At 34.9% G+C, this 26,231-nt stretch carries 24 protein-coding genes; 13 read left to right on the top strand and 11 right to left on the bottom strand.

Annotation, left to right across the window (positions count from 1 at the left end; translation table 11 throughout):
- Window positions 1-257: 257 nt before the first annotated feature.
- Together ACKX2A_RS15930 and dapA are read right to left on the bottom strand one after the other, a co-directional pair.
- Window positions 258-761 carry a GNAT family N-acetyltransferase gene (locus tag ACKX2A_RS15930; protein WP_415325786.1) on the bottom strand — a complete coding sequence of 168 codons (504 nt, stop codon included), beginning with the start codon at window positions 759-761 and terminating at the stop codon, window positions 258-260.
- Window positions 762-837: 76 nt separating this feature from the next.
- Window positions 838-1,710: a 4-hydroxy-tetrahydrodipicolinate synthase gene (gene dapA / locus ACKX2A_RS15925; RefSeq protein ID WP_415325784.1), complete on the bottom strand. Its 873-nt coding sequence runs from the start codon at window positions 1,708-1,710 to the stop codon at window positions 838-840.
- Between the two features lie 107 nt (window positions 1,711-1,817).
- Here dapA and ACKX2A_RS15920 point away from each other — a divergent pair, with 107 nt between their 5' ends.
- From ACKX2A_RS15920 to recO, 4 genes are read left to right on the top strand one after another with little or no spacing between them, the layout of a single operon-like run.
- Window positions 1,818-2,585, top strand: a complete 768-nt coding sequence (locus ACKX2A_RS15920) for a 5'-nucleotidase C-terminal domain-containing protein (protein ID WP_415325783.1) — start codon at window positions 1,818-1,820, stop codon at window positions 2,583-2,585.
- The gene (locus ACKX2A_RS15915; RefSeq protein ID WP_415325782.1) at window positions 2,585-3,535 is read left to right on the top strand and encodes a bifunctional metallophosphatase/5'-nucleotidase; all 951 of its coding nucleotides are present in this window, start codon (window positions 2,585-2,587) and stop codon (window positions 3,533-3,535) included. The genes ACKX2A_RS15920 and ACKX2A_RS15915 overlap by 1 nt, the downstream gene beginning before the upstream one ends.
- Window position 3,536: 1 nt before the next feature.
- Window positions 3,537-5,822, top strand: coding sequence for a T9SS type A sorting domain-containing protein (locus ACKX2A_RS15910; protein ID WP_415325781.1), 2,286 nt, complete (start codon window positions 3,537-3,539; stop codon window positions 5,820-5,822).
- A complete protein-coding gene (gene recO, locus ACKX2A_RS15905; protein ID WP_415325780.1) occupies window positions 5,822-6,508 on the top strand; it encodes a DNA repair protein RecO in 687 nt (228 codons plus the stop codon). The genes ACKX2A_RS15910 and recO overlap by 1 nt, the downstream gene beginning before the upstream one ends.
- 178 nt (window positions 6,509-6,686) lie before the next feature.
- Here the strand turns inward: recO and ACKX2A_RS15900 are convergent, their stop codons facing one another.
- From ACKX2A_RS15900 to ACKX2A_RS15885, 4 genes are all read right to left on the bottom strand, one after another.
- Complete coding sequence (locus tag ACKX2A_RS15900; protein ID WP_415325778.1) at window positions 6,687-9,341, bottom strand: MGH1-like glycoside hydrolase domain-containing protein; 2,655 nt, start codon at window positions 9,339-9,341, stop codon at window positions 6,687-6,689.
- A gap of 332 nt (window positions 9,342-9,673) precedes the next feature.
- Window positions 9,674-10,483, bottom strand: a complete 810-nt coding sequence (locus ACKX2A_RS15895; protein WP_415325776.1) for a glucose 1-dehydrogenase — start codon at window positions 10,481-10,483, stop codon at window positions 9,674-9,676.
- Window positions 10,484-10,646: 163 nt separating this feature from the next.
- Window positions 10,647-11,120: a GNAT family N-acetyltransferase gene (locus ACKX2A_RS15890; RefSeq protein WP_415325774.1), complete on the bottom strand. Its 474-nt coding sequence runs from the start codon at window positions 11,118-11,120 to the stop codon at window positions 10,647-10,649.
- A 3-nt stretch (window positions 11,121-11,123) separates the two neighbouring features.
- Window positions 11,124-11,741: a DUF1684 domain-containing protein gene (locus tag ACKX2A_RS15885; RefSeq protein WP_415325773.1), complete on the bottom strand. Its 618-nt coding sequence runs from the start codon at window positions 11,739-11,741 to the stop codon at window positions 11,124-11,126.
- 332 nt (window positions 11,742-12,073) lie between these two features.
- On the opposite strand from ACKX2A_RS15885, the gene ACKX2A_RS15880 reads away from it, so the two are divergent.
- Window positions 12,074-13,645, top strand: coding sequence for a GMC family oxidoreductase N-terminal domain-containing protein (locus tag ACKX2A_RS15880; protein ID WP_415325771.1), 1,572 nt, complete (start codon window positions 12,074-12,076; stop codon window positions 13,643-13,645).
- A 113-nt stretch (window positions 13,646-13,758) separates the two neighbouring features.
- Here the strand turns inward: ACKX2A_RS15880 and ACKX2A_RS15875 are convergent, their stop codons facing one another.
- Both ACKX2A_RS15875 and mqo read right to left on the bottom strand, forming a co-directional pair.
- On the bottom strand, window positions 13,759-14,163 hold the full coding sequence (locus tag ACKX2A_RS15875; protein ID WP_415325770.1) for a hypothetical protein: 405 nt from the start codon (window positions 14,161-14,163) through the stop codon (window positions 13,759-13,761).
- Window positions 14,164-14,251: 88 nt separating this feature from the next.
- Complete coding sequence (gene mqo / locus ACKX2A_RS15870; protein WP_415325768.1) at window positions 14,252-15,757, bottom strand: malate dehydrogenase (quinone); 1,506 nt, start codon at window positions 15,755-15,757, stop codon at window positions 14,252-14,254.
- 480 nt (window positions 15,758-16,237) lie between these two features.
- Here mqo and ACKX2A_RS15865 point away from each other — a divergent pair, with 480 nt between their 5' ends.
- The 3 genes from ACKX2A_RS15865 to ACKX2A_RS15855 are packed head-to-tail and all read left to right on the top strand — an operon-like array spanning window position 16,238 to window position 18,969.
- Entirely contained in the window at window positions 16,238-17,341 is a 1,104-nt protein-coding gene (locus ACKX2A_RS15865) for a hypothetical protein (protein ID WP_415325766.1), read from the top strand.
- 17 nt (window positions 17,342-17,358) lie between these two features.
- Window positions 17,359-18,177 (top strand): hypothetical protein, encoded by an 819-nt coding sequence (locus ACKX2A_RS15860; RefSeq protein ID WP_415325764.1) that lies wholly within the window; start codon window positions 17,359-17,361, stop codon window positions 18,175-18,177.
- A 9-nt stretch (window positions 18,178-18,186) separates the two neighbouring features.
- Window positions 18,187-18,969: a hypothetical protein gene (locus ACKX2A_RS15855; protein WP_415325762.1), complete on the top strand. Its 783-nt coding sequence runs from the start codon at window positions 18,187-18,189 to the stop codon at window positions 18,967-18,969.
- Between the two features lie 82 nt (window positions 18,970-19,051).
- Here ACKX2A_RS15855 and ACKX2A_RS15850 read toward each other — a convergent pair whose 3' ends face one another.
- Window positions 19,052-20,089, bottom strand: a complete 1,038-nt coding sequence (locus ACKX2A_RS15850; RefSeq protein ID WP_415325761.1) for an NAD(P)H-dependent glycerol-3-phosphate dehydrogenase — start codon at window positions 20,087-20,089, stop codon at window positions 19,052-19,054.
- A 228-nt stretch (window positions 20,090-20,317) separates the two neighbouring features.
- On the opposite strand from ACKX2A_RS15850, the gene ACKX2A_RS15845 reads away from it, so the two are divergent.
- The 5 genes from ACKX2A_RS15845 (at window position 20,318) to ACKX2A_RS15825 (ending at window position 25,029) form a co-directional block, all read left to right on the top strand.
- Entirely contained in the window at window positions 20,318-21,343 is a 1,026-nt protein-coding gene (locus tag ACKX2A_RS15845) for a M23 family metallopeptidase (protein WP_415325759.1), read from the top strand.
- Window positions 21,344-21,684: 341 nt separating this feature from the next.
- On the top strand, window positions 21,685-22,779 hold the full coding sequence (locus ACKX2A_RS15840; protein WP_415325758.1) for a hypothetical protein: 1,095 nt from the start codon (window positions 21,685-21,687) through the stop codon (window positions 22,777-22,779).
- A gap of 31 nt (window positions 22,780-22,810) precedes the next feature.
- The gene (locus ACKX2A_RS15835; RefSeq protein WP_415325756.1) at window positions 22,811-23,905 is read left to right on the top strand and encodes a hypothetical protein; all 1,095 of its coding nucleotides are present in this window, start codon (window positions 22,811-22,813) and stop codon (window positions 23,903-23,905) included.
- Between the two features lie 34 nt (window positions 23,906-23,939).
- Window positions 23,940-24,317 (top strand): hypothetical protein, encoded by a 378-nt coding sequence (locus ACKX2A_RS15830; protein WP_415325754.1) that lies wholly within the window; start codon window positions 23,940-23,942, stop codon window positions 24,315-24,317.
- Complete coding sequence (locus ACKX2A_RS15825) at window positions 24,268-25,029, top strand: hypothetical protein (protein WP_415325752.1); 762 nt, start codon at window positions 24,268-24,270, stop codon at window positions 25,027-25,029. Before ACKX2A_RS15830 ends, ACKX2A_RS15825 begins: the two co-directional genes overlap by 50 nt.
- Before the next feature lie 72 nt (window positions 25,030-25,101).
- Here the strand turns inward: ACKX2A_RS15825 and ACKX2A_RS15820 are convergent, their stop codons facing one another.
- Together ACKX2A_RS15820 and ACKX2A_RS15815 are read right to left on the bottom strand one after the other, a co-directional pair.
- Window positions 25,102-25,752 (bottom strand): NAD(P)-dependent oxidoreductase, encoded by a 651-nt coding sequence (locus tag ACKX2A_RS15820; RefSeq protein ID WP_415325751.1) that lies wholly within the window; start codon window positions 25,750-25,752, stop codon window positions 25,102-25,104.
- Window positions 25,753-25,810: 58 nt separating this feature from the next.
- Window positions 25,811-26,221, bottom strand: a complete 411-nt coding sequence (locus ACKX2A_RS15815; RefSeq protein ID WP_415325750.1) for an Rrf2 family transcriptional regulator — start codon at window positions 26,219-26,221, stop codon at window positions 25,811-25,813.
- Window positions 26,222-26,231: the final 10 nt, after the last annotated feature.

Raw genomic sequence — 26,231 nt, 5'->3', positions numbered from 1 at the left:
ACTTTATTTCATATAAAAGTGAATTAGATAAAAAATTTTAACAAAATGTTTAGACGCAAAAAACTCCTGCATTATTGAATACAGGAATTTAAACACTAAGGATGAAAAAAAATATACCGATAAAAAGCTAAAATAGCTTCAAACCAAGCATATGAATGTATTGTTATAGAGTGATTTGGTTCTATTGCAAAGATGGCTCAAAAAGAAACATCACTTATTATAGAATTATAATTAAATGTTACAGAATTTTAAGTCAATTAAATGTGAATTAAATACTCCATTTGGTAATCATCCATTACGAAACCATTTCCAATATCCAAAACAACTTCATTATATACTCTGAAACCCTGTGATTCGTAGAATTTTTTTGCATTGTTTTCTTTATTTACATTTAAAATAATTCTACTGTCGTTGTTTTCAGAAAGCTTTTGCTTTAAAAAATCAAGCGCTCCTTTTCCAAAGCCTTTTCCTTTACTTTCCGGAACAAGATAAATCCTGTGAAGTTTTGTTGTGCCTTCTTCATATCCATGTTCATAACCAATAAAACCTTCAAATGAATTATTATTTTCATCTAAAATTAAATAATAATGATAGCTTGGGCTCTCAAGATGTTTTGAAATTTCCTCTGTTGAATACATTTCCCCCAACATGTAATTAATCTGTTCATCGGAAATAATTCCAACGTAAGCACTTTCCCATGATCTTCTTGCCAAATCCTGAATTAATGGAATGTCTTTCTCTGTTGCTTCTATTAATTTCATTTCTGTAAATTTTATGATTAAAAAAAGTGAAAAACCATTGGCTTTCCACTTTATGATAAATTGAATTTTTTAATTCTTAAATGTTCGCCATTTCCGCTTTAATCTTAGCATAAAGTCCTTCTGAAGCAGGAACAAGAGGAAGTCTTAAATAATTTTTAATAATTCCCATTTCTGCTAAAATTACTTTAATTCCGCAAGGATTTCCTTCAGCAAAAATCAGTCTTGTAATTTCTACCAATTTGTTGTGAATTTCGTACGCTTCATCAACTTTCTTATCGAAAGCCAACTGAACCATTGTTGAAAATTCTTTTGGATACGCCTGTCCGATCACAGAAATTACACCATTTCCACCTGCCAAAGTTACAGGAAGTGTATATTCATCATCTCCTGAAACCAAATTGAAACCTTCTGGTTTTTTTCTTAAAATATCAAAATACTGTAAAATATTCGGTGCAGCTTCTTTAATTAAGAATAAATTTGGGAATTCATTGGCTAAACGTAAAGTTGTTTCCGCTTCAAGATTTTGTCCTGTTCTTGATGGAACATTGTAAATAATGATATTTTTCCCCGTAGAAGCCAAAGCTTTATAATGCTGATAAAGCCCTTCCTGATTAGGCTTATTGTAATATGGAGACACAGAAAGTACCGCTTCAAATGCAGAAAGATCTGCTTCTTCAATCTGTTTCTTAACTTCAAGAGTATTATTTCCGCCAATCCCCAAAACTAGAGGAACACGTTTATTATTAACCTTAATGATATGCTCAATCACCTGTTTCTTCTCCTCATCAGAAAGCGTCGCAGCTTCCGCTGTAGTTCCCAAAACAACTAAATAATTGGTTCCGTTTTCGATGTTATAGTTAACAAGTTTCGTTAAACTGTCGAAATCTACGGATAAATCTTCATTAAAGGGCGTCACCAATGCAACACCTACTCCTTTTAAAATGCTCATCTGTTAGAATTATTTTTGCCAAATTTAATGATTTCGACTAAGAATTTCTAATAATTAATAATGTTTTATTATACATATAATTATATTTGCATATACTAAAAGATATTATGAAAAATAAATTCTTGTTACTAGGAATTGCTCTGGCTACACTTTCGGCTTGTAAGACGGCTTCATCGGCTTCTTCCATGCAGATTACGAATGTGAAGACCCAGAAGAATATTTCTATTAATAATGAGCTAAAGAATGATGAGGAGTTTGTAAAATTTATTGAACCTTATAAGCAAAAATTGGACAAAGAGATGAACCAAAAAATCTCTCACACCAATGTTGATCTTACAAAACAAGGTGACAATAGCAATCTGGGCAATCTTTTAGCAGACTATACATTCGAAGGAGCTGATGAGTGGGCGAAAAAAAATCTTCAAAAAAACGTTGATGCGGCGTTGATCAATATCGGAGGAATCCGTACAACGATCGGGAAAGGCGATATTTTGCTTAAAAATGTTTTTGAAGTAATGCCTTTTGAAAATGAAATAGTCATCGTAAAAATGAAAGGTTCGGATTTACAGGGACTTTTCGATTATTACGCAGAACATCAGGTGAATAATCCGGTTTCGCATTTATTTATTGAAACAAAAGGAGGACAGGCAATTAAAACTTCCATCAACGGAAAAACGGTAAATCCGGCTCAGGAGTATTACGTTGCAACGTCTGATTATCTGGCTTTGGGCGGCGATAATATGAAATTTTTCGCCAAAGGAGAATCCATTTCAACGGGAATTAAAATGAGAGATTTATTTATCGATTATTTTAAGAAAAATCCTGAAGTTGTTGTAAATAATGATGTTCGTTTAAATTTTATCGGTAAGAAGTAATGGATAGAAAAAAGTTTTTAAAAGCAATAGGTGGCGGAACTTTAGCAATGGCTTTAGCTCCCAATATGATGATGGCGGAAGAATTAAAAATTCTTGATCTGAAATCCGCAAACAAACTTACGATTCTTCATACCAACGATCAGCACAGCAGAATTGAGCCTTTTGATGCAAGTTATACAAAAAATCCCAATCAGGGTGGTTTTGCGAGAAGAGCAAGTTTAATTCAGCAAATCAGAAATCAGGAAAGTAATGTTTTGCTTCTTGATTCCGGTGATATTTTTCAGGGAACTCCTTATTTTAATTTTTTTGGAGGTGAGCTGGAATTTAAATTAATGTCCATGATGAAGTATGACGCTTCAACCATGGGAAATCATGATTTTGATAACGGTCTGGATGGCTTTTTAAAGGTTTTGCCTAATGCGCAGTTTCCTTTTATCTGTTCAAATTATGATTTTAAAAATACAATTCTCGACGGAAAAACTTCTCAATATAAGATTTTCAATAAAAATGGAATCAAAGTAGGACTTTTCGGCGTGGGAATTCAGTTGGATGGATTGGTTGGCAAAAAACAATATGGAGAAACTGTGTATTCAGACCCAATTGATGTCGCTCAACATTATTCCAATTTCCTGAAAAACGAACAAAAATGTGATCTTGTGATCTGCCTTTCACATATCGGTTACGATTACAAAGACGAACCCAACAAAATTAGTGATAAAATCTTAGCCTCAAAAACAGAAAATATTGATATTATTCTGGGAGGTCACACCCATACTTTCTTACCTGAACCACAAACTTTTACCAACAGAGCAGGTAAAAATGTGCTGGTAAATCAAGTTGGTTGGGCCGGGCTTCTTTTAGGAAGAATAGATTTCTTCTTCGATTCAAATAAAAACGTAAAACATATTTCCTGGAATAACCAGGTAATTGACAGCAGCATAATAGCATAACATGAAAAAACTCTCTTTAATTTCCCTTGGTATTTTAGCATCCCTACAATTTGTAAATGCACAGAACATTTCTTCTAAAAAATGGGCAGATCTGTTTTCTTACAACAATGTTTTGGCCATGAAAGAAGAAAATGGAAAAATCGTTGCAGCAGCAGAAAACGGACTATTCTATTATACGATTTCTACAGGTGAAATTACCAAGCTGTCTAAAGCAAACGGCTTGCACGAGGTTAAAATTTCAGCATTCGATTATAATCCACAGACAAAAATCGGGTTAATAGGCTATCAAAACGGTTCACTAGATGTAGTTGCACCAGACGGAATTACTTATGTTGTTGATATTCCGATTGCAACAGGATACAACGGAAGCAAAAAAATCAATCATATTTCGATTACAGGAGATCTTGCCGTGATTTCTGTGGGATATGGTGTTTCTATTTTTGATTTAAAGAAAAAGGAGTTTAAAGATTCTGCATTCTTTTTATCAGGAGGTGTTTACCTGGCAAGTAACGAGGCTACTATTTTTGGAAATAAAGTGTATTCTGTGACTAATACCGGATTAAAATCACACGAAATGAACACCACTTTCCCTGTTTTCACGACCTGGACAACAGAAATGGCAGGAAACTTCACGCATATTGATTCGGAAGGCATTCTTAGCTTTTCATCTCCAACAACTACATATATTTATAATGGCGCAACTCCGACACAACTTTCTCAAACTTTTACAAATGTTCATGATGTCGTTGTTAATAGCAACAATATAGTTGTTACAGATGCAGCGAGAATATATACATTTAATACAAACGGAAATTTTAACAATACTGTCATTTTAGGTGAAGAATGTAATACAGCAACAACAATAGGATCAAGTGTTTATGGAGGAACTATTCTTTCAGGTATAAAAAATGAAAGTAATAATACTTTTAAACCAGATGGACCTTATCTGAATTATGCATATAAAATTAGTTTATATGGAGAAAATCAACTATTAGTTTCTTCAGGTGGAAGAGAAAGTAGATATAATACACCTATTACCAATGCAAAAAATCCGGGCTTTTATTATTTCAATGGAATGGAATGGATTTACCCATCATATTTTATAGGAAGTACAACTCCATTCAACGTGTTGGATGTAGTATCGGATCCTGTAAATCCTGATGATGTATTTTTCACAAATTATACCACAGCACCGGGGCGTGGTGTTTACAAGATGAAATATAATGCAGGCACTAAAGATTTTACATTTATTAAAAATTATAATCTTGGTACCAATGATAATTTTGCAAGACGTGCAGTAGGTATGACTTTTGACGATGTAAATAATTTATTCGTAACGATTGCCTTTTCTAGTGACGGAACAGCATTTGGTCCATATACGGCAGTCGGAGCTTACGACAGAGGAACAGATGATTTCTTGATCAAAAATACAGGGCAAAATTATGGGGTGGCGCAAAAACCATTATTTCATGAAGGATTATTGTGGATACCAACACCAAGAGTAAATGACTTTATCGCGTATGATGCGAAAAAAACAGTGAATACTTCTGATGATACAGAATATATCTTGCACCAAGCTAATGGTTTTGCTTCCAATTCGGGTGGTACACTTTCCGTTGCCATCGATAAATCTGGAGATGCATGGATTGGTGGAGACATTGGCCTAAGAGTTTTACCTAATGCTGTTTCGGCCATTAAAGATCCTGCAAATGCGAAGGTAGAGCCTATAATTATCGAGCAAAATGGACTTGGTGAGGAACTTTTCAGAGATACTTCAATTTTACAGATCGAAGTAGATGCAGGGGATCACAAATGGGTTTCTGTAGATGGTGGAGGTGTTTATTATCTTTCAGCAGATGGTCAAAAAACAATTCAACATTTTACGAAAGAAAACTCTCCGTTACCTACAAATAGTATCACTGATATTAAAATTGACAAAAAAACAGGAAAAGTATATTTCGTTTCTTATAGCGGAATTGTAACATACCAAGGTGATGTTTCAGACGTAGGATCTGGTTTCGGAAATGTGTTGGTATATCCAAACCCTGTTGTTTATTCTAATTTTAAAGGAAAAGTAACGATCAGAGGTTTGGCAGAAGTTACCAATATCAGAATTGTGGATGCAGCTGGAAATATTGTACACTCAGCGTTGGAAAGAGGAGGTTACCACGAATGGGATCTTAACAATCAAAGAGGGCAAAGAGTGGCTTCTGGGGTTTATTTTGTATTAATGACCAACGAGGACGGTTCAGATAAAGCTACTGCAAAAATAGCCGTGGTAAATTAATGAATTCACAAAACGGATTTCTATTATCATACATAAAATACGGTGAAAATGATGCAGTTCTGCATTGTTTTACAGAAGAAGATGGGTTTCAGTCTTATTTTTTGAAAGGAATTTATGCCAAGAGAAATAAGAAAAAAGCCCTTCTTTTGCCGTTGAGTAAGCTCAATTTTTCTTTAAATCCAATCAAAGGAAACGGTATACAAACCATTTCAAAATTCGAATTGGTAAAAAGCAACGATATTTACACAGATATTAGATGTAACACGGTAGTATTTTTTCTTTCAGATTTTTTAAATCAAAATTTAAAACACGAAAACAAAAACCATGATATTTTCTTTTGCCTTGAAGAATTTATTGATGAATTAGACAGTCAAAACTACCAATCTCACTTGATTTTTTTAATTAAAATTTTAAAAATTCAAGGTGTTGCACCGTTAATAAACGAAGGAAATTTTCTCGATCCCGAAACTGGAACTTTCGCATTAGAATCCAAACATCAACTTTTCAATGAAGAAATTTCTATGATCTGGAAAGCCATTCTTTCTGTGGAAAATCCTTATCAGATCAAGATTCATTCGACTTTTAGAAAAGATTTTTTAGATAGTATTTTGGTGTATTATCATTATCATATTACTGATTTTAAAATGCCAACTTCGTTGGAAGTGATTCAACAGATATTTGAATAATATTTAATTATAGATCTATGTATTACTTTTATTAAACTTCATAATCTTATTTTGAACACTAAGCTCACTAAGATTTTTTTATTACTAACTGTTTTTAGCTTCACAAAGCCGTTTCACTTATAAAAGCTCATGAGAAACCAACCATCAACCAACAACAATCAACCATCAACCGAAAACATCATTTCGCATCTTCCGGCATTTCTGTTTCCGATTCTGCAATTTCTTTTTTGGTGAATCTTGGCATCAGAATTTTTGCAATCAAACCAGTCCAGCCTGTTTGGTGCGACGCTCCTACTCCACGACCATTGTCACCGTGAAAATATTCATAAAACAAAATGTAATCTTTAAAATCAGGATCGGTCTGAAATCTTGGATATTGTCCGTTCACAGGGCGATTCCCGTTTTCATCTTTCAAAAATATTTTGGATAATCTTTTGCTTAAAGCATCCGCAATCTGGTCTAAATTTGAATAATTTCCACTTCCTGTAGGATATTCAACCATAAAATCGGGACTGTAATAAAAGAAAAACCGTTGCAGACTTTCAATAATTAAAAAATTAATAGGAAACCAAATCGGTCCTCGCCAATTGCTGTTTCCCCCAAAAAGTCCGCTATCGCTTTCAGCAGGAGTGTATTTTACGGTATAATCTGTATCGTTTAAATTTAAAGTATATGGATTTTTTTCATATTCTTTCGACAAAGCACGAACACCAAAATCACTCAAAAACTGGTTTGGATCCAACATTCTGCTCAATAATCTTTTCAAGCGATGTCCCCGCAAAAGCGAAAGCAAATGTTTGGAATCATCACCCTTTACTTCCCAATGCGAAACTAAAGCTGCCAATTCAGGTTTATTTTCCAAAACCCAATTCATCCTTTTCTTGAAATTTGGTAATTTTTCAATCATTTCATCATCAATAACTTCAACCGCAAACATTGGAATTAATCCAACAATCGTTCTCAATTTCAAATACATATGATCTCCATCGCTGGAAGCAAGGGCATCATAGAAAAACTCGTCTTCCTCGTCCCAAAGACTGAAACATTCATCTCCCATGTTGTCTAGCGAATTGGCGATTGAAAGGAAATGCTCGAAAAATTTCATTGCCATTTCTTCATATACTTTATTGTAAAGTGCCAATTCTAAGGCAATTCTCATCATATTTAATGCAAACATTGCCATCCAGCTCGTTCCGTCGGATTGTTCTAAATGTTCACCATTTGGAAGTGGTAAGTTTCGATCGAAAACTCCAATATTATCAAGTCCCAAAAATCCACCTTCGAAAATATTATTCCCATTGCTGTCTTTTTTGTTCACCCACCAAGTAAAGTTCATCAATAGCTTTTGAAAGGCACTTTCAAGAAATTCTAAATCAGGTTTATCCTTTAAATATTCATCGATTTTAAAAACACGGAAAACTGCCCAGGCGTGAACCGGAGGATTTACATCGCTCAAATTCCATTCGTAAGCCGGAAGCTGCCCGTTTGGATGCATATACCATTCGAAAAGAAACAATTTTAACTGATGTTTCGAAAAATCGGGATCAATTAAAGAAAAACTGATCGTATGAAAAGCCAGATCCCAAGTCGCGTACCATGGATATTCCCATTTGTCTGGCATGGAAATAATGTGATCGTTGTTGAGATGTTTCCATTCAGAATTTCGGATTTTTTCTCGGGATTTGGGTGGAGGAACTTCTGTAGGATCGCCTTTTAGCCATTTTTCTACGTTGTAATGATAAAACATTTTATTCCAGAGCATTCCTGCAAAAGCCTGTCTCTGAACCAATTTTTCATCATCTGCTTTTATTCCGCATTGAATCTCTGCATAAAATTCATCCGCTTCTTTTTGTCTTGAATTAAAAATTTCATCAAAATCATTAAAAGGTTGTTTTAAATCTTTATCTGAAAGCCTGAATTCAAAGGTTTTTGTTTCTTTAGGCTTAAAATTTTCGTCAATAAAAAATGAGGCTTTTGTTCCAAAATCTTTTGGATTTACGGATTGAGAATTTCTATTAATGATAAAATTGTTGATTCCATCTTTTGTATATCGTGATTTATTCGGACTTTGATAAAGCCTTTCGTTATTGGTTTCATTATCGCAGAACAGAACTTTTTCAGATTGTTTGGCGTAAATATTTTTGATTTCTAAGTCTTTATGATGAATTTTAACTGAATGGGCATCATCGGAATTCATTTGAGCTTTGTAATCATCGTAACCCCAATTCCATGTATTTCTGAACCAAACTGTTGGAAGAATAATTAGAGGAACTTCATTTTCAGACTTGTTTACGATTGTAAGCTTTACCAAAATATCATTCTGACTTTCCTTTGCATATTCTATAAAAATGTCGAAATATTTATTGTTGTCGAAGATTCCGGTGTCGATTAATTCATATTCAGTTTCTTCCTTGCTTCGTGCTGCATTCGTTTGAATTAAATCTTCGTAAGGAAAAGCATTTTGAGGATATTTGTACAACATTTTCATGTAAGAATGCGTCGGTGTTGAATCCAAATAATAAAAGTATTCTTTTACGTCTTCCCCATGATTTCCCTGGTCGTTTGATAAGCCAAAGAAACGTTCTTTCACCATTTTATCCTTTTTATTCCAAAATCCGACTGAAAAAACCAGCTTTTGAAGATCATCACAAATTCCGCAAATTCCTTCTTCGCCCCAACGATAGGTTTTAGCTTCTGCAATGTCGTGATTGGTGTAATTCCATGCGTCACCATTTGCGCTATAATCTTCGCGCACTAATCCCCATTCGCGGTTGCTTACGTAAGGTCCCCATTTTTTCCAGGTAACGTCGGAAAGTCTTTCTTTTTCTTGCATGTTTGATGATGATTTTTAATTTATAAGAATTAAAAGGTTCTGTTGCGGTGACTTTGTCATTCCGTAGGAATCTAAGCGAAGAACGGAAAGATTCGAGTCTAGATTCCTACGGAATGACAAACTGTATGAATACTTTTATTAATGAATGATAATTTTTTTCGTTTCAAATTGACAAGTGAAACAAATTCACCGACTTTCAAAAGACTTACTCTTCTGCTTCGACTACAATGCGCCCCGGATTGAATGGCATGTCTGAGCTCTTTTTGTAAGCTTCAGAAAAGCAAAGGCACAAAAAAGCGAGTAGTGAAAGCCGGAAATGTGCGCCAAAAAGCTTACCCTCCTGTTGAGAAGCTTTCAAAGGTCGTCATTCCGCCATCGACGAAAATACTTGCTCCGGTAATATAATCTGCCAAATCGCTCGCTATAAAAGCAGCCAAGTTCCCGATGTCCTGTGGTTGTCCAATTCTGTTGTATGGAATTAAATCTAAAAGTGAATTAAGAGCTTCCGGAGTGCTCCAAGCATCTTTATTGATCGGCGTTTGAATCGCTCCCGGACAAATGGAATTCACACGGATTTTGTCTGCGCCATATTCCTGAGCCAAAGTTTGCATCAACATTCGGATCGCACCTTTACTCGAAGCATAATTCGCATGGCCTGCCCACGGAATAATCTCATGAACCGAACTGATATGAATGATTTTTCCACATGCAACAGAACGTGAAGTATCAATTCCACGGCGAAGAAATTCTTTGATCGCTTCTCTTGCACATAAAAATTGTCCTGTGAGATTGATTCCGATTACGGTATTCCATTGATCTAAAGTCATTTCCGTGAATTTTGAATCTTTCTGAACTCCGGCGTTGTTGATGAGAATATCTACTGTTCCGAATTGAGAAACGACGTCCTGAAACATTTTCACGACTTGATCTTCCTTGGAAACATCGCATTGATAGGTGATTCCGCTTCCGCCTGCATCGGTGATTTCTTTTAAAACAGCCTTTGCTTCATCTTTTGACCTTTCCGAAGAGTGATTGACAATGATTGTCGCACCAGCCGAAGCCAATGATTTTGCAATACCTGAACCAATTCCGCTAGAAGCTCCTGTGACCACAGCAACCTGATTATGAAGTGAAATTTCCATACTTTATTATTTGATGTTACCCAAATTTAGGTGAAAGTTTCGCGCCAAACGTGAAAATTTTGGATTAAAAATTTCTTAAAGTTTTTATTTTCTTTCGCTGATTTGGAGATTATGCAGATGTTTGCGTTGAAACTAATGTGTGTAATTTTATGAAAAATAAATTTTACAGTTTTTTGTACATTAAATATTGTAGGCCGCTTCGTCCGATTCTTGTTTTTCCGTCGTAGTGATAACCGACTTTTAAGTATAATTCGTAAGCGGAAATGTTATTTTGATTAACAGCCAAAACAATTTCTTCACAATCTTTGAAATTTTTTCGCACAAAATCATCCACCAGAATCATTGCTGCTTTTCCGATTCCTTTACCTTGTAATTTAGGATTGATAGATAATGAACGAAGTAATGTTGAATCTTGATTATCTGTAATATCCAATTTGTCTTCACCAAAATCAAGGGTGAAAAATCCGACAGGTTGTTTGTCATCGAAAATGGTAACAGGAAATTCTAATCCTGTGTTTCTTTCTGTCATTCTATTCAATGCAAATTCGGCGGTTGAAGTGTATTGTAACTGAAGTTCATTTAAAGCATAATTTACTCCTGGCAAATCTTCTTCTTTGAAAAATTTTAGGCTAACCATAAATTAATGATGATAAATATCTTCATACATTACTCCTGCGCGAATTTCTACAGGCAATTTATTTTCCTCGGGAACGATCGGACAATTATAATCGTAAGCGTTGTAGGCACAGAAAGGTTGGTAAGATTTATTGAAATCCAAAACAATTGTATTTCCTTTTGGAATGGTAAGATCCATATATTTTCCACCACCGTAAGTTTCTTTTTCGTTGGTTGCATCGCGGAAAGGAAGAAATAAATAATTCTTATATTTCTTCTGTTTGATTAAATCTAAACTTTGATATAGCGTTAATGTATAAGATTTTCCTTCTAATTCGAAAGTTGCTTTTCCATATTCTTTGTAAGATTTTGTTTTGCCGGAAGAAGTTGGTAAATCAAATGGTTTTGCGTTTTTTGTTTTTTCAAATTTTGCGGTAACTCGATATTTTAAATCAAATGGAAAGAAAGGATGCCCTTTGAAATTGGTGAAATTATCTCCACGTAAAGGCGTTTCTTTAGGATTTAAATATTCTGCATTCAGTTCTTCCTGAAATTTTTTCACTTCCATGACTTCTTTGGAAACCATTTTCTGTGAGAAAACAAAAAGTGGAAACATCAGGAAAATCAAAATATACTTCTTCATTATTTTAAATTTAAAAGTTAAAGCTATGAATTTTTCTGTTTATGCATGTTAAAAAATGATTACGTATTTCTATTTTAATGCAAAACTCGCGAAGATTTTTTTTGAATTATTTTATGGATATCTTTTATTCGCAAAGGCGTTTTACTCAGCAAATGATAGAGAATTTTTTGTTATAAATAATTTTCTTTATTCCATTCAAAATCAAATAATTTTTAATATGAAAATGAGAAATGTGAAGGTGGGAAAATATAAATAATCATAATTAAGTTTAAATACTATTAACCTTCAGTTTTCTAGCATAAATTTTGAACGAGCTGATTCAAATTTCATCAATGGACAGAAAAAGTTTCATTAAAAATAGCCTTTTGGCAGTGGGAGGATTTTATTTTTTGCAATCCAATTTTTTTCAGGCAGCTCAGCCAAAAATTAAATCAGAAAAAAATATTGATGCTCCGATCATCATCATTGGTTCAGGATATGGCGGTGCTGTTTCTGCGCTTCGACTTTGCCAAGCCGGTAAAAAAGTAGTCATGTTGGAAATGGGTATGAACTGGGGAAAATCCGGAATTCCTTATTCTAATTTATTGAAACCAGATAAAAGTTCGGCTTGGTTGAAAACCAAAACGATTGCTCCATTTTTTAATATTTTTTCGTTGAAACCTTTCACAGGAGTCTTAGACAGACTGGATTTTGAACATATTAATATTTGGGTTGGTCGTGGTGTTGGCGGCGGTTCTTTGGTGAATGGCGGAATGGCTGTAACTCCGAAAGAAAGCTACTTTAAAGAAGTTTTTCCCAATTTAGATGCAGAAAAATTTTACAATACTTATTTTCCAAGAGCAAGACAGGAATTGAAAGTGAATGTTATAAATGAAGATTTTTTAAAAGATTGTCCTTTTTATAAATTCACGAAAGTGGGCGAAGAAGAAGCTCACAAAGCAGGTTTCAAGACGATGAGAGTTCCTAATGTATATGATTTCAATTATATGGAAAAGGAATATAAAAATGAAGTTCCTCGTTCAGCTTTCAATACAGAAGTTATCTATGGAAATAATCATGGAAAGAACAGTTTAGATAAAACTTATTTACAAAAAGCATTAGACACCGGAAATTTAGAAATCTTAGATCTTCATTCTGTTGATAATATTAAACTTAATAATGATAAAACCTATACTTTAAACGTTCAGCAAATTGATACTTCAGGAAACACTGTTGCGGAAAAAATTTTCAACTGCAAAAAACTGATTGTTGCAGCCGGAACAATGGGAACTTTAAAATTATTATTAAAATCAAGTTCGGTTAATAATTTTCCAATTCCTGAAAACGTCGGGAAAAACTGGGGAAATAATGGAAATTTCATGACGGGAAGAAACTGGGTAAAACCACTCTCGGGTGGAACGGGAGCCAAGCAATCGACAATTCCTGTAGGCGGAGTTGATAATTGGGATGATTCGGAGCATCCTTTCTTTGCTGAAATTGCTCCGCTTCCGATGGGAATGGATGTGGCAACGGCTTTGTATCTGCAAATTAACAGGGTTGATAAAAAGGGTTCTGTTTCATACGTAAATAATAACCTAAAAGTAAATTGGGATGAAACCAATACACAAAAGATGAAAGAAAACGCAGATTATTTCATCAAAAAAATGAATAAAGCAAATGGCGGAACAAGAGCTCATCTTCTTTTTAACAATGGTTTTGGAGCGAATATTTGTTATCATCCCTTAGGCGGATGCGTTTTAGGTGAAGCAACTAATGAATTTGGAAAACTTAAAAACCATGACCATCTTTTTGTGTTGGATGGCTCATTGATTCCCGGAACAATTGGGGTAAATCCTTTTGTGACGATTGTAGCGCTTACGGAATATTGTGTTGAAAATTTAATTAAAAATGGTGAGTTTGCTTAATTTTTTTCTCTCGCTGATTTTGAACATTGCGCAGATGTTTGGGTTTTAATTTATCCTAAAATTTACTTGATAAAATTTAAATAAAAACTCCATCGCTGTGATGGAGTTTTGTGTTATATATAAGATTCTGAAATCTTTACCCGATAAATATCTGATGAATTTCGCTTGATGGATTCTACAAAAAATCCGCCTTCTTCGGGAATAACTTCTTTCAAATCAAAGCTTTTGCAATCCTTCGGAAGTCCTGAAAAAACCAGCGTAAACCAAAAATCCTGCATAAAAGGAACGGGTGTCCAATTGGGATAGATGGTAATATTTTCTGCATGAATCAATCTGCTTTTATGATCCGACTGATTATCAAAAAGATACGTCGAATGCCAAATTCTTATCAGATTTCCTAAAAATGGTGACGCTGGAAAACAACAATGCACAATCACCTGCTGCTCCTCTTCCACTTTGGTTTGAAGAGATTCCAGCAATTCTTTTACAATGATAGGTTTTACGAGTGTGTCTGCCATTTTTTATGATGAGTAATAGATAATGTGTAATAAGTAATTTGTAAAGATACTTCATTATTACTCATTGCTCATTACTTATTGCTTATCTTTAATATTCGAGTTCCAATTTCTCTTTTGAATAACTTCTTACTTTTTCGGTCAGTTCAGGATGATCGGCTAGTTTTTTTCCGTATGACGGTATCATTTCTATTAATTTTTCTTTCCATTCTCCGTGAAGTTTTTCAGGGAAACATTTTTCAAGGACGTTCAACATGGCGTAAACTGCCGTTGAAGCGCCAGGAGAAGCACCTAACAATGAGGCAATGGTTCCGGCTTTGTTTACGACAACTTCGGTTCCGAATTCTAATTTACCTCCTTCTTTTTCATCTTTTTTGATGATTTGAACTCTTTGTCCGGCAACTTTCAATTCCCAATCCTCTTCTTTCGCATCTTTGATAAACTCCCTTAAATGCTGTATTCTTTGAGATTTTGTCATAGCAACCTGTTGAACCAGATATTTCGTTAAAGGAATATTGTGCCACCAAGCTCCAAAAAGAGATTTTAAATTTTTTGTATTTACACTTTCAGGTAAATCCAGATAGCTTCCTTCCTTTAAAAACTTGGTTGAAAAACCTGCAAAAGGCCCGAAAAGAAGAGCTTTTTCACCATCGATAATTCTTAAATCCAGGTGTGGAACAGACATTGGAGGAGCATCAACTGTAGCTTGAGTATAAACTTTCGCCTGATGTTTTGCTACCAATTCCTGGTTATGGCTTACCAACCACTGCCCTGAAACCGGGAAACCTCCATAACCTTCACTTTCTTTAATATCCGAACTATCCAACAATGGCAAAGCATAACCTCCGGCTCCTATGAATACAAAATTCGCTTCCACTTCTTGTTTATGGCTGTGAATTCTGTCTTTCACCTTCATTTCCCAAGTTCCGTCTTCTTTCGGATCGATGTCTTTCACTTCATGATATAAGAAAACCTCAACGTTGGAATCTTCCAATAAATGTCTTCCCATTTTTCTTGTTAATGTTCCGAAATTTACGTCGGTTCCTTTATCCATTCTCGTTGCTGCCATCACTTCAGACTGATTTCTTTTACTCATGACCAAAGGAATCCATTCTCTTAATTTATCATGATCTGTCGAAAATTCCATTCCTTTGAATAAAACGGATTCCGACATTTTATCGTGGCGTTTTTTCAAATATTCAGCGTCTTTTTCACCGAATACCAAGCTCATATGTGCGCAAGAGTTGATAAAATCTTTGGGATTTTGAATGTATCCTTTTGTTACTAAATAAGACCAGAACTGTTTTGAAATTTCGAATTGCTCGGCAATACTTTCCGCTTTGGAAATATCGATGCTTCCATCGGGTTTTTCGGGAGTATAATTAAGCTCACAAAACGCGGAATGACCTGTTCCTGCATTATTCCAGGCTGCTGTACTTTCTTTGGCAAACCTACCTAATCTTTCGAAAATTGCGATCTCCAGATTGGGATCAAATTCATGTAATAATGTGGCTAAAGTGGCACTCATAATTCCGCCACCTATTAGAACAACGTCGTATTTGGGTTTCGGCGTTCTGCTTGTAAGCGATTGTGACATAATCTAAATTTTGTTACCTCAAAGTTCGGGAAAAGTTATTAAAATCGGATTCAATTTTAATAGTTTTAACACCATAAAGTTTTTGTATTATCTATTAATTTCAATTCACTTCTTAATAAAGAATGGTGATTTATCCAAAATAAATATCAATCAATCAAAGATTTATATTAAATTATTTACTTTTTTAATTAAATTAAAAAAATAACACTTTATTTCAATTTAACTATAATTATAAATTTGAGATAATAAAAGCCTTTATCCATAATTGTTTATAAAAACAAAATTCATCAACAAATAGTGAATAAATTGAAAATTTTACATCAAATATTCATTTTATAGTGAAAAATAAAAAGTTTTAACGTCGTAAAATTGAAAAATATCCACATTTATATTTATTTTATTTTGTAAATTGCGCCAAAAATAATACGGCTTTTTTACAAATCGTATTAAAATTATTTCGAATTTTTAAAAAAAACAGGGATGAAATTTTTAAATTTAGCGGGTATATTACTCGCTCAATTCTTCTTTTCTCAAACGGGAAATGTAGGAATAAACACGTCCAATCCGGACAACAGTGCAATTTTACACATCGAAAATTTTAGCGGAACCCAAGCAACGGCTACAGCAACAATTTCAGGAGGCGTAATTACAGCTATTAGCATCAACAATGGTGGAAGCGGCTATCAAACTGCTCCAACTGTGAATTTCTATGGAGGCGGAGCTATTGTAAACGGTGGGGCAAAGGCAAGGGCAACTGCAACGATTACCAATGGTGTCGTGACAGGAATAACGATTAACAACGGGGGAAGTGGCTACACAAGCGTACCAAAAGTTGTTTTATCTGGTGGTAACAAGGGGCTTCTATTACCCAATCTTAATCTTACAAGCTTAACGAGTACAACAACTCCTGTTGCTTCTCCTGCAGATGGGCTACTTGCCTATAACGGAGGTACAAACAGCAACAACAAAGCAATTCATTTTTTTAACAGCACGAACAGTCAGTGGCAAAGCTCGATCTATGCTGAAGATACTCCAAAGGTTGCTTATGTGACATTAACAGGAAGTTTAGCTTTACTTGATAATGCAATACAGGGCGTAAGTGCACGACTTCTTCAAAATCCTTTGGCGGTTTCAGCAGTATCTAACATTAGCGGATTCAAGGTTGTTCCTTACGATAATGCTTATGATTTGGTTTTACCACAGGGAAATTATTTGGTTGAAATTAATTTAAATCTTAATTCGCCACAGGAAAATCCTTCCGGATATAACGGAACTGCTCCACTTTCGGGAAGTACGTATTATTTGATGGGTTATTTTATGGATTTCTATGGAGATACCTATAATAATTCAACGGGAACTTTCACAGCTGGAAGCAATATTGGGCGAAAAGAAATTCCGATTGTATCGAAAGTGAATACAAATCATCTGGCAACCTGGTCTTTATATTATAATGTTCCTGCAAATGCAAATGCTAACATCATTGGTGGACTGAGACTATATCTCGGAAGAATGCAGGGAAGCACATTTTACGATCTTGTAAATGTGATCTCTGATGAATCTTATATCAAAATTTCAAAGCTTTAATTACTCTTTAAAAAAACATGAAAAAAAATTATATCGTGATCTTATTGATGATGATCAATATGGTCTATAGTCAGGTGGCTATTGGTAAAACAACTGTGAACAGTTCTGCTGTTTTAGATATTGCAAGTACAAATAAAGGTGTGCTTCTTCCAAGAGTAGATATTGTTGATATTCTAAATAATACAACTCCCATAAGCAATCCTGCAGAAGGATTAATCGTTTACAACAAAGGAAATAGTATAAGTCCGGGATTATACCTTTGGAAAAATAATAAATGGAACCAGATTTCGGATACTTACAATTTGGTGAGTTTTATGATGCTTCAGAGATCAACAGATTATTCTGTGTTGGCTGGTTCTGCTAACGGCACTTACCGAAACTTCAATGATGCCGGTTTTACAGTACTTTCTAATGATATTGGAGCTTCTTATAATTCAGGAACAGGAATTATTACCCTTCCGGGAAACAGTGGATATTTGGTGAATGTTTGTCTAGACATTAAAGATACCGATGAAAGTTCAACAGCAGGTGTTGGAAACACGGCAGTGCACGTTCATCAATATGTTTTAAAATTAATTGATCCAAATACAAGTACTCAATACGGTAAAGCCATCAGTGTAAATGCTTTATCCATCGCAAGTAATAAAACACATACCATTAATCTGAGCTTTTCCTTTGTAACGACATCAACTACACCGATCAATCTTTTGCCTGCGATTTCTCACGCGGCAGGAGGAACTTACCAATCAGGAAGTGGCGGAACAACACAGAACAATGGTGGAATCATCATTACCAATGCAAAAGTTGACATTCAAAGATCTGCTTTAAACCAATAATCAATAACAATGAAAAAAAATATTTATATCATCATACTTCTTTTATTTGCATTACAAATAAAAGCGCAAGTCGGCATCAATACAACATCCCCGAATGTAAGCAGTGTCTTAGACATCAATTCAACCAATAAAGGAGTACTTTTTCCACAATATGATTTGACGGTTTTAAACAGCACTTCAACACCCGTTGCCAATCCTGTAGACGGATTAATGATTTACAATAAAGGTGGCGTTTCAACCTATCCGAAAGGATATTATACTTGGATAAAAGATCAATGGCAAAGAACAATTTCGGTGGGTTCCGAGCCTCAGAATATGGTTCTTTTAAATAATACGGTAACTGCGCCGAATGTTTTGATTCCAGCAAACAGCTACAACAATGCAATTACAAATCTAGCAGTAGCAACCAACAAAATTACAGGCGCTTCTCTGGCTTCAGATAAGTCCACAATTACACTTCCTGCAGGAACTTATATTTTAAGATATTCTGTAGATGGAGGATACGGAACAGATAATACCGGAACTACAAATACACAGCAATTATCGCATAATTTTACGTGTACTAGATCTTATTTGGTGAATGCTTCAACGAACGCAGTTTTAACGGAAACCAATAATACCTGTCTTTTAAGCGATACGTTTTTATTTTTCCAAGGAACTTTCTTTTTAAAATTGACAGCTCCTACTACGATCAAACAAAAATTTGAACTGGATACAGGAAACGGTTTCAACAGAAGCGCAATTACGATCCGTTCTTCATTCTCATTGGCGATTACAAGAATGGCTCAATAAAAAACTCAAGCCCATTGACCTGAGTTTTAATAAAAATATTTTGAAACAGGACTTTATTCATTTAAAGTCTTGTTTTTTTTATTTAATTCAATTTAGTTGTCAATTTTTTGAATTGTTTTTCTGCATTTTTCCCTTCATATAAAATTCCGTAAATCGTGTCAACGATCGGAAGTTTTAAACCTTTTTCCTGTGAAGTTTTATAAATTGAATCTGCCGCATAATACCCTTCCGCCACCATGTTCATCGACTGAATTGCAGATTTTACGGTATATCCTTTACCAATAAGATTTCCTAAGCTTCTGTTTCTTGAAAATAATGAATAAGCTGTTACGAGTAAATCGCCTAAATAAGCACTTTCGTTAACGTCTCTTGGCGCTTCGTAAATGGATTCCAGGAATGTTTCCATTTCACGGATTGCGTTGGATACGAATACTGCCGTAAAGTTATCTCCATAACCCAAACCGCTTGCAATTCCAGCTCCGATCGCGAAAATATTTTTCAGAATTGCGCTGTATTCGTTTCCTAAAATGTCTTTGCTAGAATGAACTTTAATAAAATCTGAATTAAAAATATCAACCAATTTTGCTGAAACCTCATCTTCCACTGTTGCAATGGTAAGGTAAGAAAGTCTTTCCATTGCTACCTCTTCTGCATGACAAGGTCCTGCAATTACTGCCTGATTTCTGAAACCTATTTTAAATTCATCTCTTAAATAATGCGCTACAACATCATTCACTTTAGGAATAATCCCTTTGATTGCCGAAACAAAAATTTTGTTTGAATAATCACAAGTCATTTTCTCCAACGTATCCGAAAGGTAAATCGAAGGTGTTGCCAAAACCACCACATCACAAGCAGAAACCAACTCGTTGATATCTGTGGTTAATTTTAAACTTTTAAGATTAAAAGTCGCTGCTGTAAGGTAACTTGGGTTGTGCCCTCTCTGTTCGATTGCTCCTTTTACATACTCGCTTCTTACACACCAATGCACTACTTTGCAGTTTTCAACCAACATTTTCACGATTGCAGTCGCGAAACTTCCGCTTCCAACAACGCCTACTGCAACATCATTTTTGCTTTTTTTCGGATTCGATTCTGTATTCGTTTTCTTTTTAGCCATAATAGAAATGTGAACTGCAAATATATTAAAACAAAAGATTGAAGAGTGCCTTCCGTTACATGATAAAACCCAATTTTAGATAAAAATTAACACTTGATTACAATTAAATATCTAATTAAACGTTAATTACAGAAAAAACTAAATTTTTGTTAAAAATAAGTCCAAAAGTTTATTTTTAATTAAATTTGCAAACTTAAATCGTTTTGTAATTATACTAAGAAAAGAAAAATGAAGAAATTTCTAAGCAGCAAAAGGAACGTAAACATCCTTCTGGGAGGGCTTTTACTAGTAGTTTTTGCACAAGGCATTTTCATTGCAAAATTGTATTCTCAAAAGGACGACAAAACTTATGAAGTGAACCTTGTAAAAATAAACACTGAGAAAGACAGTGTAGATTACTTAAAAATGAAAACAGATCTTACATTAGTAGATCAGACAGTAGCTCAGCTAAATTCTTTCCTTAAATCTAAGGATGTACCGAATGAAAAGCTGACAATCCTGAGCAAAGACAGTATTTCGAATTCTATTTACCTAGCAAAACAAGCAAACAGATACAGCCAATATCTGATGGATCTTCAGAAAAAACTAATGCAGGTTCCTTTGGGGATGCCAACTGAAGGATATATTTCCTCGAATTTCGGAATCAGAAAAAATCCTATTCCTTTTAAAACCGTTTTCGCTGCTGTAAAAACAAGCGCTAAAACTGAAGCAAAACCTGCTGCTGTTGCAGCCGCTCCTGAAGTAAAAGCTGAACCTGTAGAAAAAATCATTGAAATCACGGACAGCCGTGGAGACAAGAGACAGGTAAAAGTAATGGTAACGCCAAAAGCAACTCCTACACCTTCTGCTCCAGCTCCAACCGCTAGTTCATCAACAAACGCTGTTGCTTCAAATACAGCAAAACCAACAGAAAAAAATAATGCTCCTGCAGAAGCAGATCAGATGCAATTCCATAAAGGATTGGATATTGCGGTTGCTTTCGGTTCTGATGTTATCGCCACTGCTGCCGGAACTGTAATTTTCTCTGGTCAGAAAGGCGGTTATGGTAATTGTGTAATCGTTTCTCACGGAAATGGTCTGGCGACGCTTTACGGACATTTGTCTCAATTGGTTGCTAAAGTAAATGATAAAGTAAAAGTAGGACAAGTGATCGCAAAATCTGGCAATTCCGGGCGTTCTACAGGACCTCATCTTCACTATGAAGTACACAAAAATAATACTCCTGTTAACCCAAAATTATTTATGAATTTATAAATTAATTTAAATAAAATTAAGCAGAAAATAATTTTCTGTTACTAAAATCGCAATCCGTTCGCAATAACGGATTGCGATTTTTTATTTGTTGTGATCATACAATATTTATTAAAAAAAGGTGAAATTTACAATAGAAATGGGTATTTTATGATTTATTTATCTAATTTTACACTAAAATAACACAGCACTGAGTAACTATTATATTCATATTACGTTACAGAAAAGTAATTATCGAAAAATGCAATTGTTGAAGAAAAAATCTACTTTTTATTTGTTTCTAATATGTTTTTCAGATAGGGATTTATACAATTTATAATTTTAACCTAACTAACAATAAAAACATGAAATTAAAACAACATTTATTTTTAACGGTTCTTGTCTCGGCAAATTTTTTTTATGCCCAAACAGGAAACGTAGGGATTGGAACAAACAATCCAGGAACTAAACTAGATGTAAATGGAGGAATTACCAATCGTGAAACACAAGTGACGGTTTCAGGAAACGCAGTAACTATTCCTTCTAATACAAGTCAGGTTCAGTTGGAAGGTACATCAACAGCAGATATTGTAATTACCGCTCCTACTCCACCCAATGCAGGGCAAAGATTGGTAATTTACAATAATACCACAAGTGGATTTAATGCCGTACTGAACGGAGTAATAATTCCAAACAACACCGCTCTGGAATTCGTCTACAGCAATGCAAACTGGAGAGCTACTGATGGCGGTGCTGTAGCGATTGCAGAAGAAGCTTTAAACAGAAATTATTACGGTTGGCTGAAAACCGGAGATGCCCAGGTTTTGGATCCTGCAGATATTACGGGAAACATTTACCATTTGAACGGAAATGTTGGAATAGGAAAAACCACACCTACCGCAAGATTAGATATCGCAGGAGATGGTACGACACAACCGGTAAGAATGACAAATTTGTTATATTCTAATGTAACAACCAATATTCCAGCTATTACAAGAACTACTATTACTCCAGTATTTATTGATAATAATGGAGTTGTCGCAATGCAATATTCGCCGATTATTCAAGCCAACAGTTTTGCTTTTACCGGACTAGTTTCCGGACTTGCAGGTTCCTCTACAACGTTTGTTTCAGGAATTGGAGCCGGAACAATTGTAACTTTTAAATTTGCTACCAATCTGGCTTTTGGTGAAAATGATAGCGGAATACTTTATGGGCAAATCAGTTATTCTCAAAGGAGAGGTTTTCAGGTTGCAGGAGACTGGAATTATTCTGACAGCTCAGCTACATCCAATGTCAACATTACGGGTTTAGGAACCAACACATTAACGTTTGTTTCCAATTTATATCCAGATTTAATATTTTCTTATTCAGGAGGTAATATCTCGGTTGGTAAATCCAATGAAGCAAGTACAACAGGTTTTTCCGTTCAGATCTATGACTGCAAAAAAATCAGGTAACCTTCGCTATTTAACCTTAAAACTGTTACAAATGAAATCAAAATTTTTAATATTTTTAATTCTAAATATAGGAATACATATTTTTAATGCTCAACAAGGATCTGTAGGAATAGATCTTTCCAATCCGGGAACAAAGCTGGATATTAACGGGGGTATTACCAATCGGGAAATACAAATTCCTGCATTATCCAATTCTGTTACAATCCCAGGCAATACAAGCTTTGTACAAATAACAGGTTTAGCAACAGGAGATATTGATGTTTCTGCTCCTACCGCTCCCAACCCAGGACAACGTTTAATTATTTATAACAATACTTCCGGAGGATTTGATGCATTTTTGAACGGTGTAATTATCCCCAACGGAACTGCTCTGGAATTTGTTTATAGTAACACAGATTGGAGAGGAACAGATGGAGGAAGTCCAAACATTGCAGATGAAGCTAATAACAAAAACTATTATGGATGGCTAAAACCAACTAATATACAGCCGACACTTCCGACAGATAATACAGCAAACATCTATCATGCAAGCACTGGGGCAATTGGTAATATTGGCATTGGTCCCACCGCGCCTACTGCAAGAATTGATCTTGTAGGCACAGCTACTGCAGCTCCATTAAAGATATCAAATCTCAGAGGTTCAGAAACTCTTCTTCCGGCTGCAAACGGTTTGGCGGCACTGGCTCTCGATGCCAACGGATATTTTGTAAAGCAGTATTCAGGAGGCATACAAATAGCCAATAGCTACATGAGTGAAGGAATTTACACCGCAGCACCGGGTGTAACAAGTACTATTTTTAATAATATTGGAACAAGCACAATTGTTATTTTTAAATTTACTACAGACCTTTCTTTAGGACAGACTGATGGCGGAATTCTTTATGCCCAGGTAAGTTTTTCGGCCAAAGACGGCTTTAAAGTTGGAAATGACTGGAGCTATTCTGATAATTCATCTTCTACCGTTACATTATCCGGATTGGGTACAAGCACACTAACATTTGATTCTAATACCTCTGCGGATTTAGTCTTTAATTTTGATGGAAGTAATATTACTGTTACCAAAACTATCGACGGAACATCTACCGATTATACTGTATATGTGTATGAAGGCAAAAAGATAAGATAATACTCACTTATTAATTTTTAAAAATTGAAAAACTATGAAATCAAAAATAATATTGTTTTTAGCATTTTTTTCGGCATTACCTATTTATTATGCACAAGAAGGAAATGTGGGAGTGGGTATTACAGATCCAGGAACAACACTGGATGTAAACGGCGCAATTACTCACAGAGAAACTTTAATAAATATTACTGGAAATATAGCAACCATACCTCAAAATACCAGCCAAGTACAACTTTCCGGAGCGGCTACCGGAGGAATTATCATTAATGCTCCTGCAGCACCCAATCCCGGACAACGTTTAGTAATTTTTAATAATACAAGTGGAGGTTTTAGCGCTACACTCAATTCTAATATCATACCTAATGGAAAAACCAATGAATATTTACACCAATACAAATTGGGAACCAATTGATGGCGGAAGACTAGATATTGCCCAAAATGCATTTAATAGAAAATATTATGATTGGCTAAAACTCGGAGGAGAAATTCTTACCGACTCCGGAGATAATTCAGTCGATATTTATCATACAGGAAGAATGGGTATTGGAATTTCAAGTCCGCAGGCTTTTCTTGATGTGGCAGGAATTGTATCAGGAACCGATGCCACCACAACAATACGAGCTAGAAATATTCCTGTAACAGATACCTCCGTCCTTATTAATAATCAAACTTTATCTCCTTTGTATATCTCGGCTGCAGGTTTTATTGTAAAGGGAATTTCACCAGCCGTTTTTCCTAACAGCTATTCTTTTAACAGAAGTATTGCAGCAAATTCAGGAGCTACTTCAGGAGCTATTTTCTCGGGAATTACGGGCAGTACGATTGTTACATTCAAATTCGTCACCAATTTCTCTTTTGGAAACAGTAATACTGGTATCCTTTACGGAAATATAAGTTATTCGAACAAAAGAGGATTTCAAATCGACTCTGATTGGAGTTATTCGGGAAATACATCTACAAGTGCCGTAAATATTGTCGGGGTAGGAACAGATAGTCTTGTTTTTGATTTTGTAACTGGTCCTGATCTTACTTTTTCTTATGCAGGAGGAATCATAAGAGCTACAAAAGCAACCGGAGGAACAAATACCAATATATTTATTTACGAAGGAACAAAAATGAGATAATCTTTATCTCATTTTTAAAAAGTTTCGGCGAGCCTTTGGCTCGCCGAAACTTTTTAAAGATCTATCTGAAAATTAGTAAGCCGCAGTAAAACGCTCTCTAATGTGGTTATTCTGTTCCAATTCGTCTACCAAAGCAACTGCAACATCTTCCACAGAAAGAATGCTTCTTCCCTCTTCATTAAAAACAGGATTTTCCAAAGCTGTTCTGTATTTTCCAACTCTTACTCCTGCAGTTCCCTGGTGCATTTCGATTGCGGGACTGAAGAAAGTCCAATCCAATGTATTATTTTCTTTGATTTTATTTAAATAATCTCTTGCTGCCGTAGCTCCGGGCTTTATTTCTGCAGGAAATTCGGGAGAATCAACCAGCTGCTTTCCATCAATAAAAAGGCTTCCCGCTCCACCAACGGTAATAAATCTTTTAACTCCAGATTTTTCAACTGCTTTTTCAATATTGATTGAACCATTCAGGAAATCGTCGTACAAATTTGGGTTTGTCCAACCTGCATTGAAAGAACTGATTACCGCATCGTTTCCTTTTAAAGCTTCTGCTAATTCATCTACATTATTTACATCTACACTTTTTGCAGTTACTTTTTCATTTTGTTGAACTTTTGACGCGTCTCTTACAATCGCTTCTACTTCATATCCTCTGTTTGATAATTCATTTACTACTTGTGTTCCCACAAAACCTGTCGCACCGATTACTGCTACTTTTTTCATAATATTTTATTTTAAATTAAATTGTAATAATATTTGTTACATTTATAGTTAAATTTTTTTATCTGAATTGATCACTGAATTCTTTCAATGATTTATCACCTAAAAAATTTAAAACCAATTGATCTGTTTCCGCAAACAGCGTATTTAAGTTGTCATTAATATTCCTTCCCACACTGCATGCAGGATTCGGATTGTTATTTTTCTTCCCTAAAACTTCTGTGTTTTTTACCGCCAGATAAATATCCGAAATAGTTATAGAATCAGCTTTTTTCGCCAATTGGCTTCCTCCTACTTTTCCCTGTCTGCTTATAATTAGACCTGCTTCTCTCAATATGCTCAATTCTTTACGGACAATCACAGGATTTATATTGATACTTCCCGCCATCCATTCGGATGTGAGCCAATCCTGCGGACTTTCCGCTAATAGAGTCATGATATGTATTGCCGTAGCAAATCTTGTATTGTTCATCTTAATTATA

The sequence above is a fragment of the Chryseobacterium sp. MMS23-Vi53 genome (assembly GCF_047651245.1).
Taxonomy (GTDB): domain Bacteria; phylum Bacteroidota; class Bacteroidia; order Flavobacteriales; family Weeksellaceae; genus Chryseobacterium.
The sequence above is the reverse complement of the archived record's forward strand: the minus strand, read 5'-3'. Positions and strand labels throughout refer to the sequence as shown.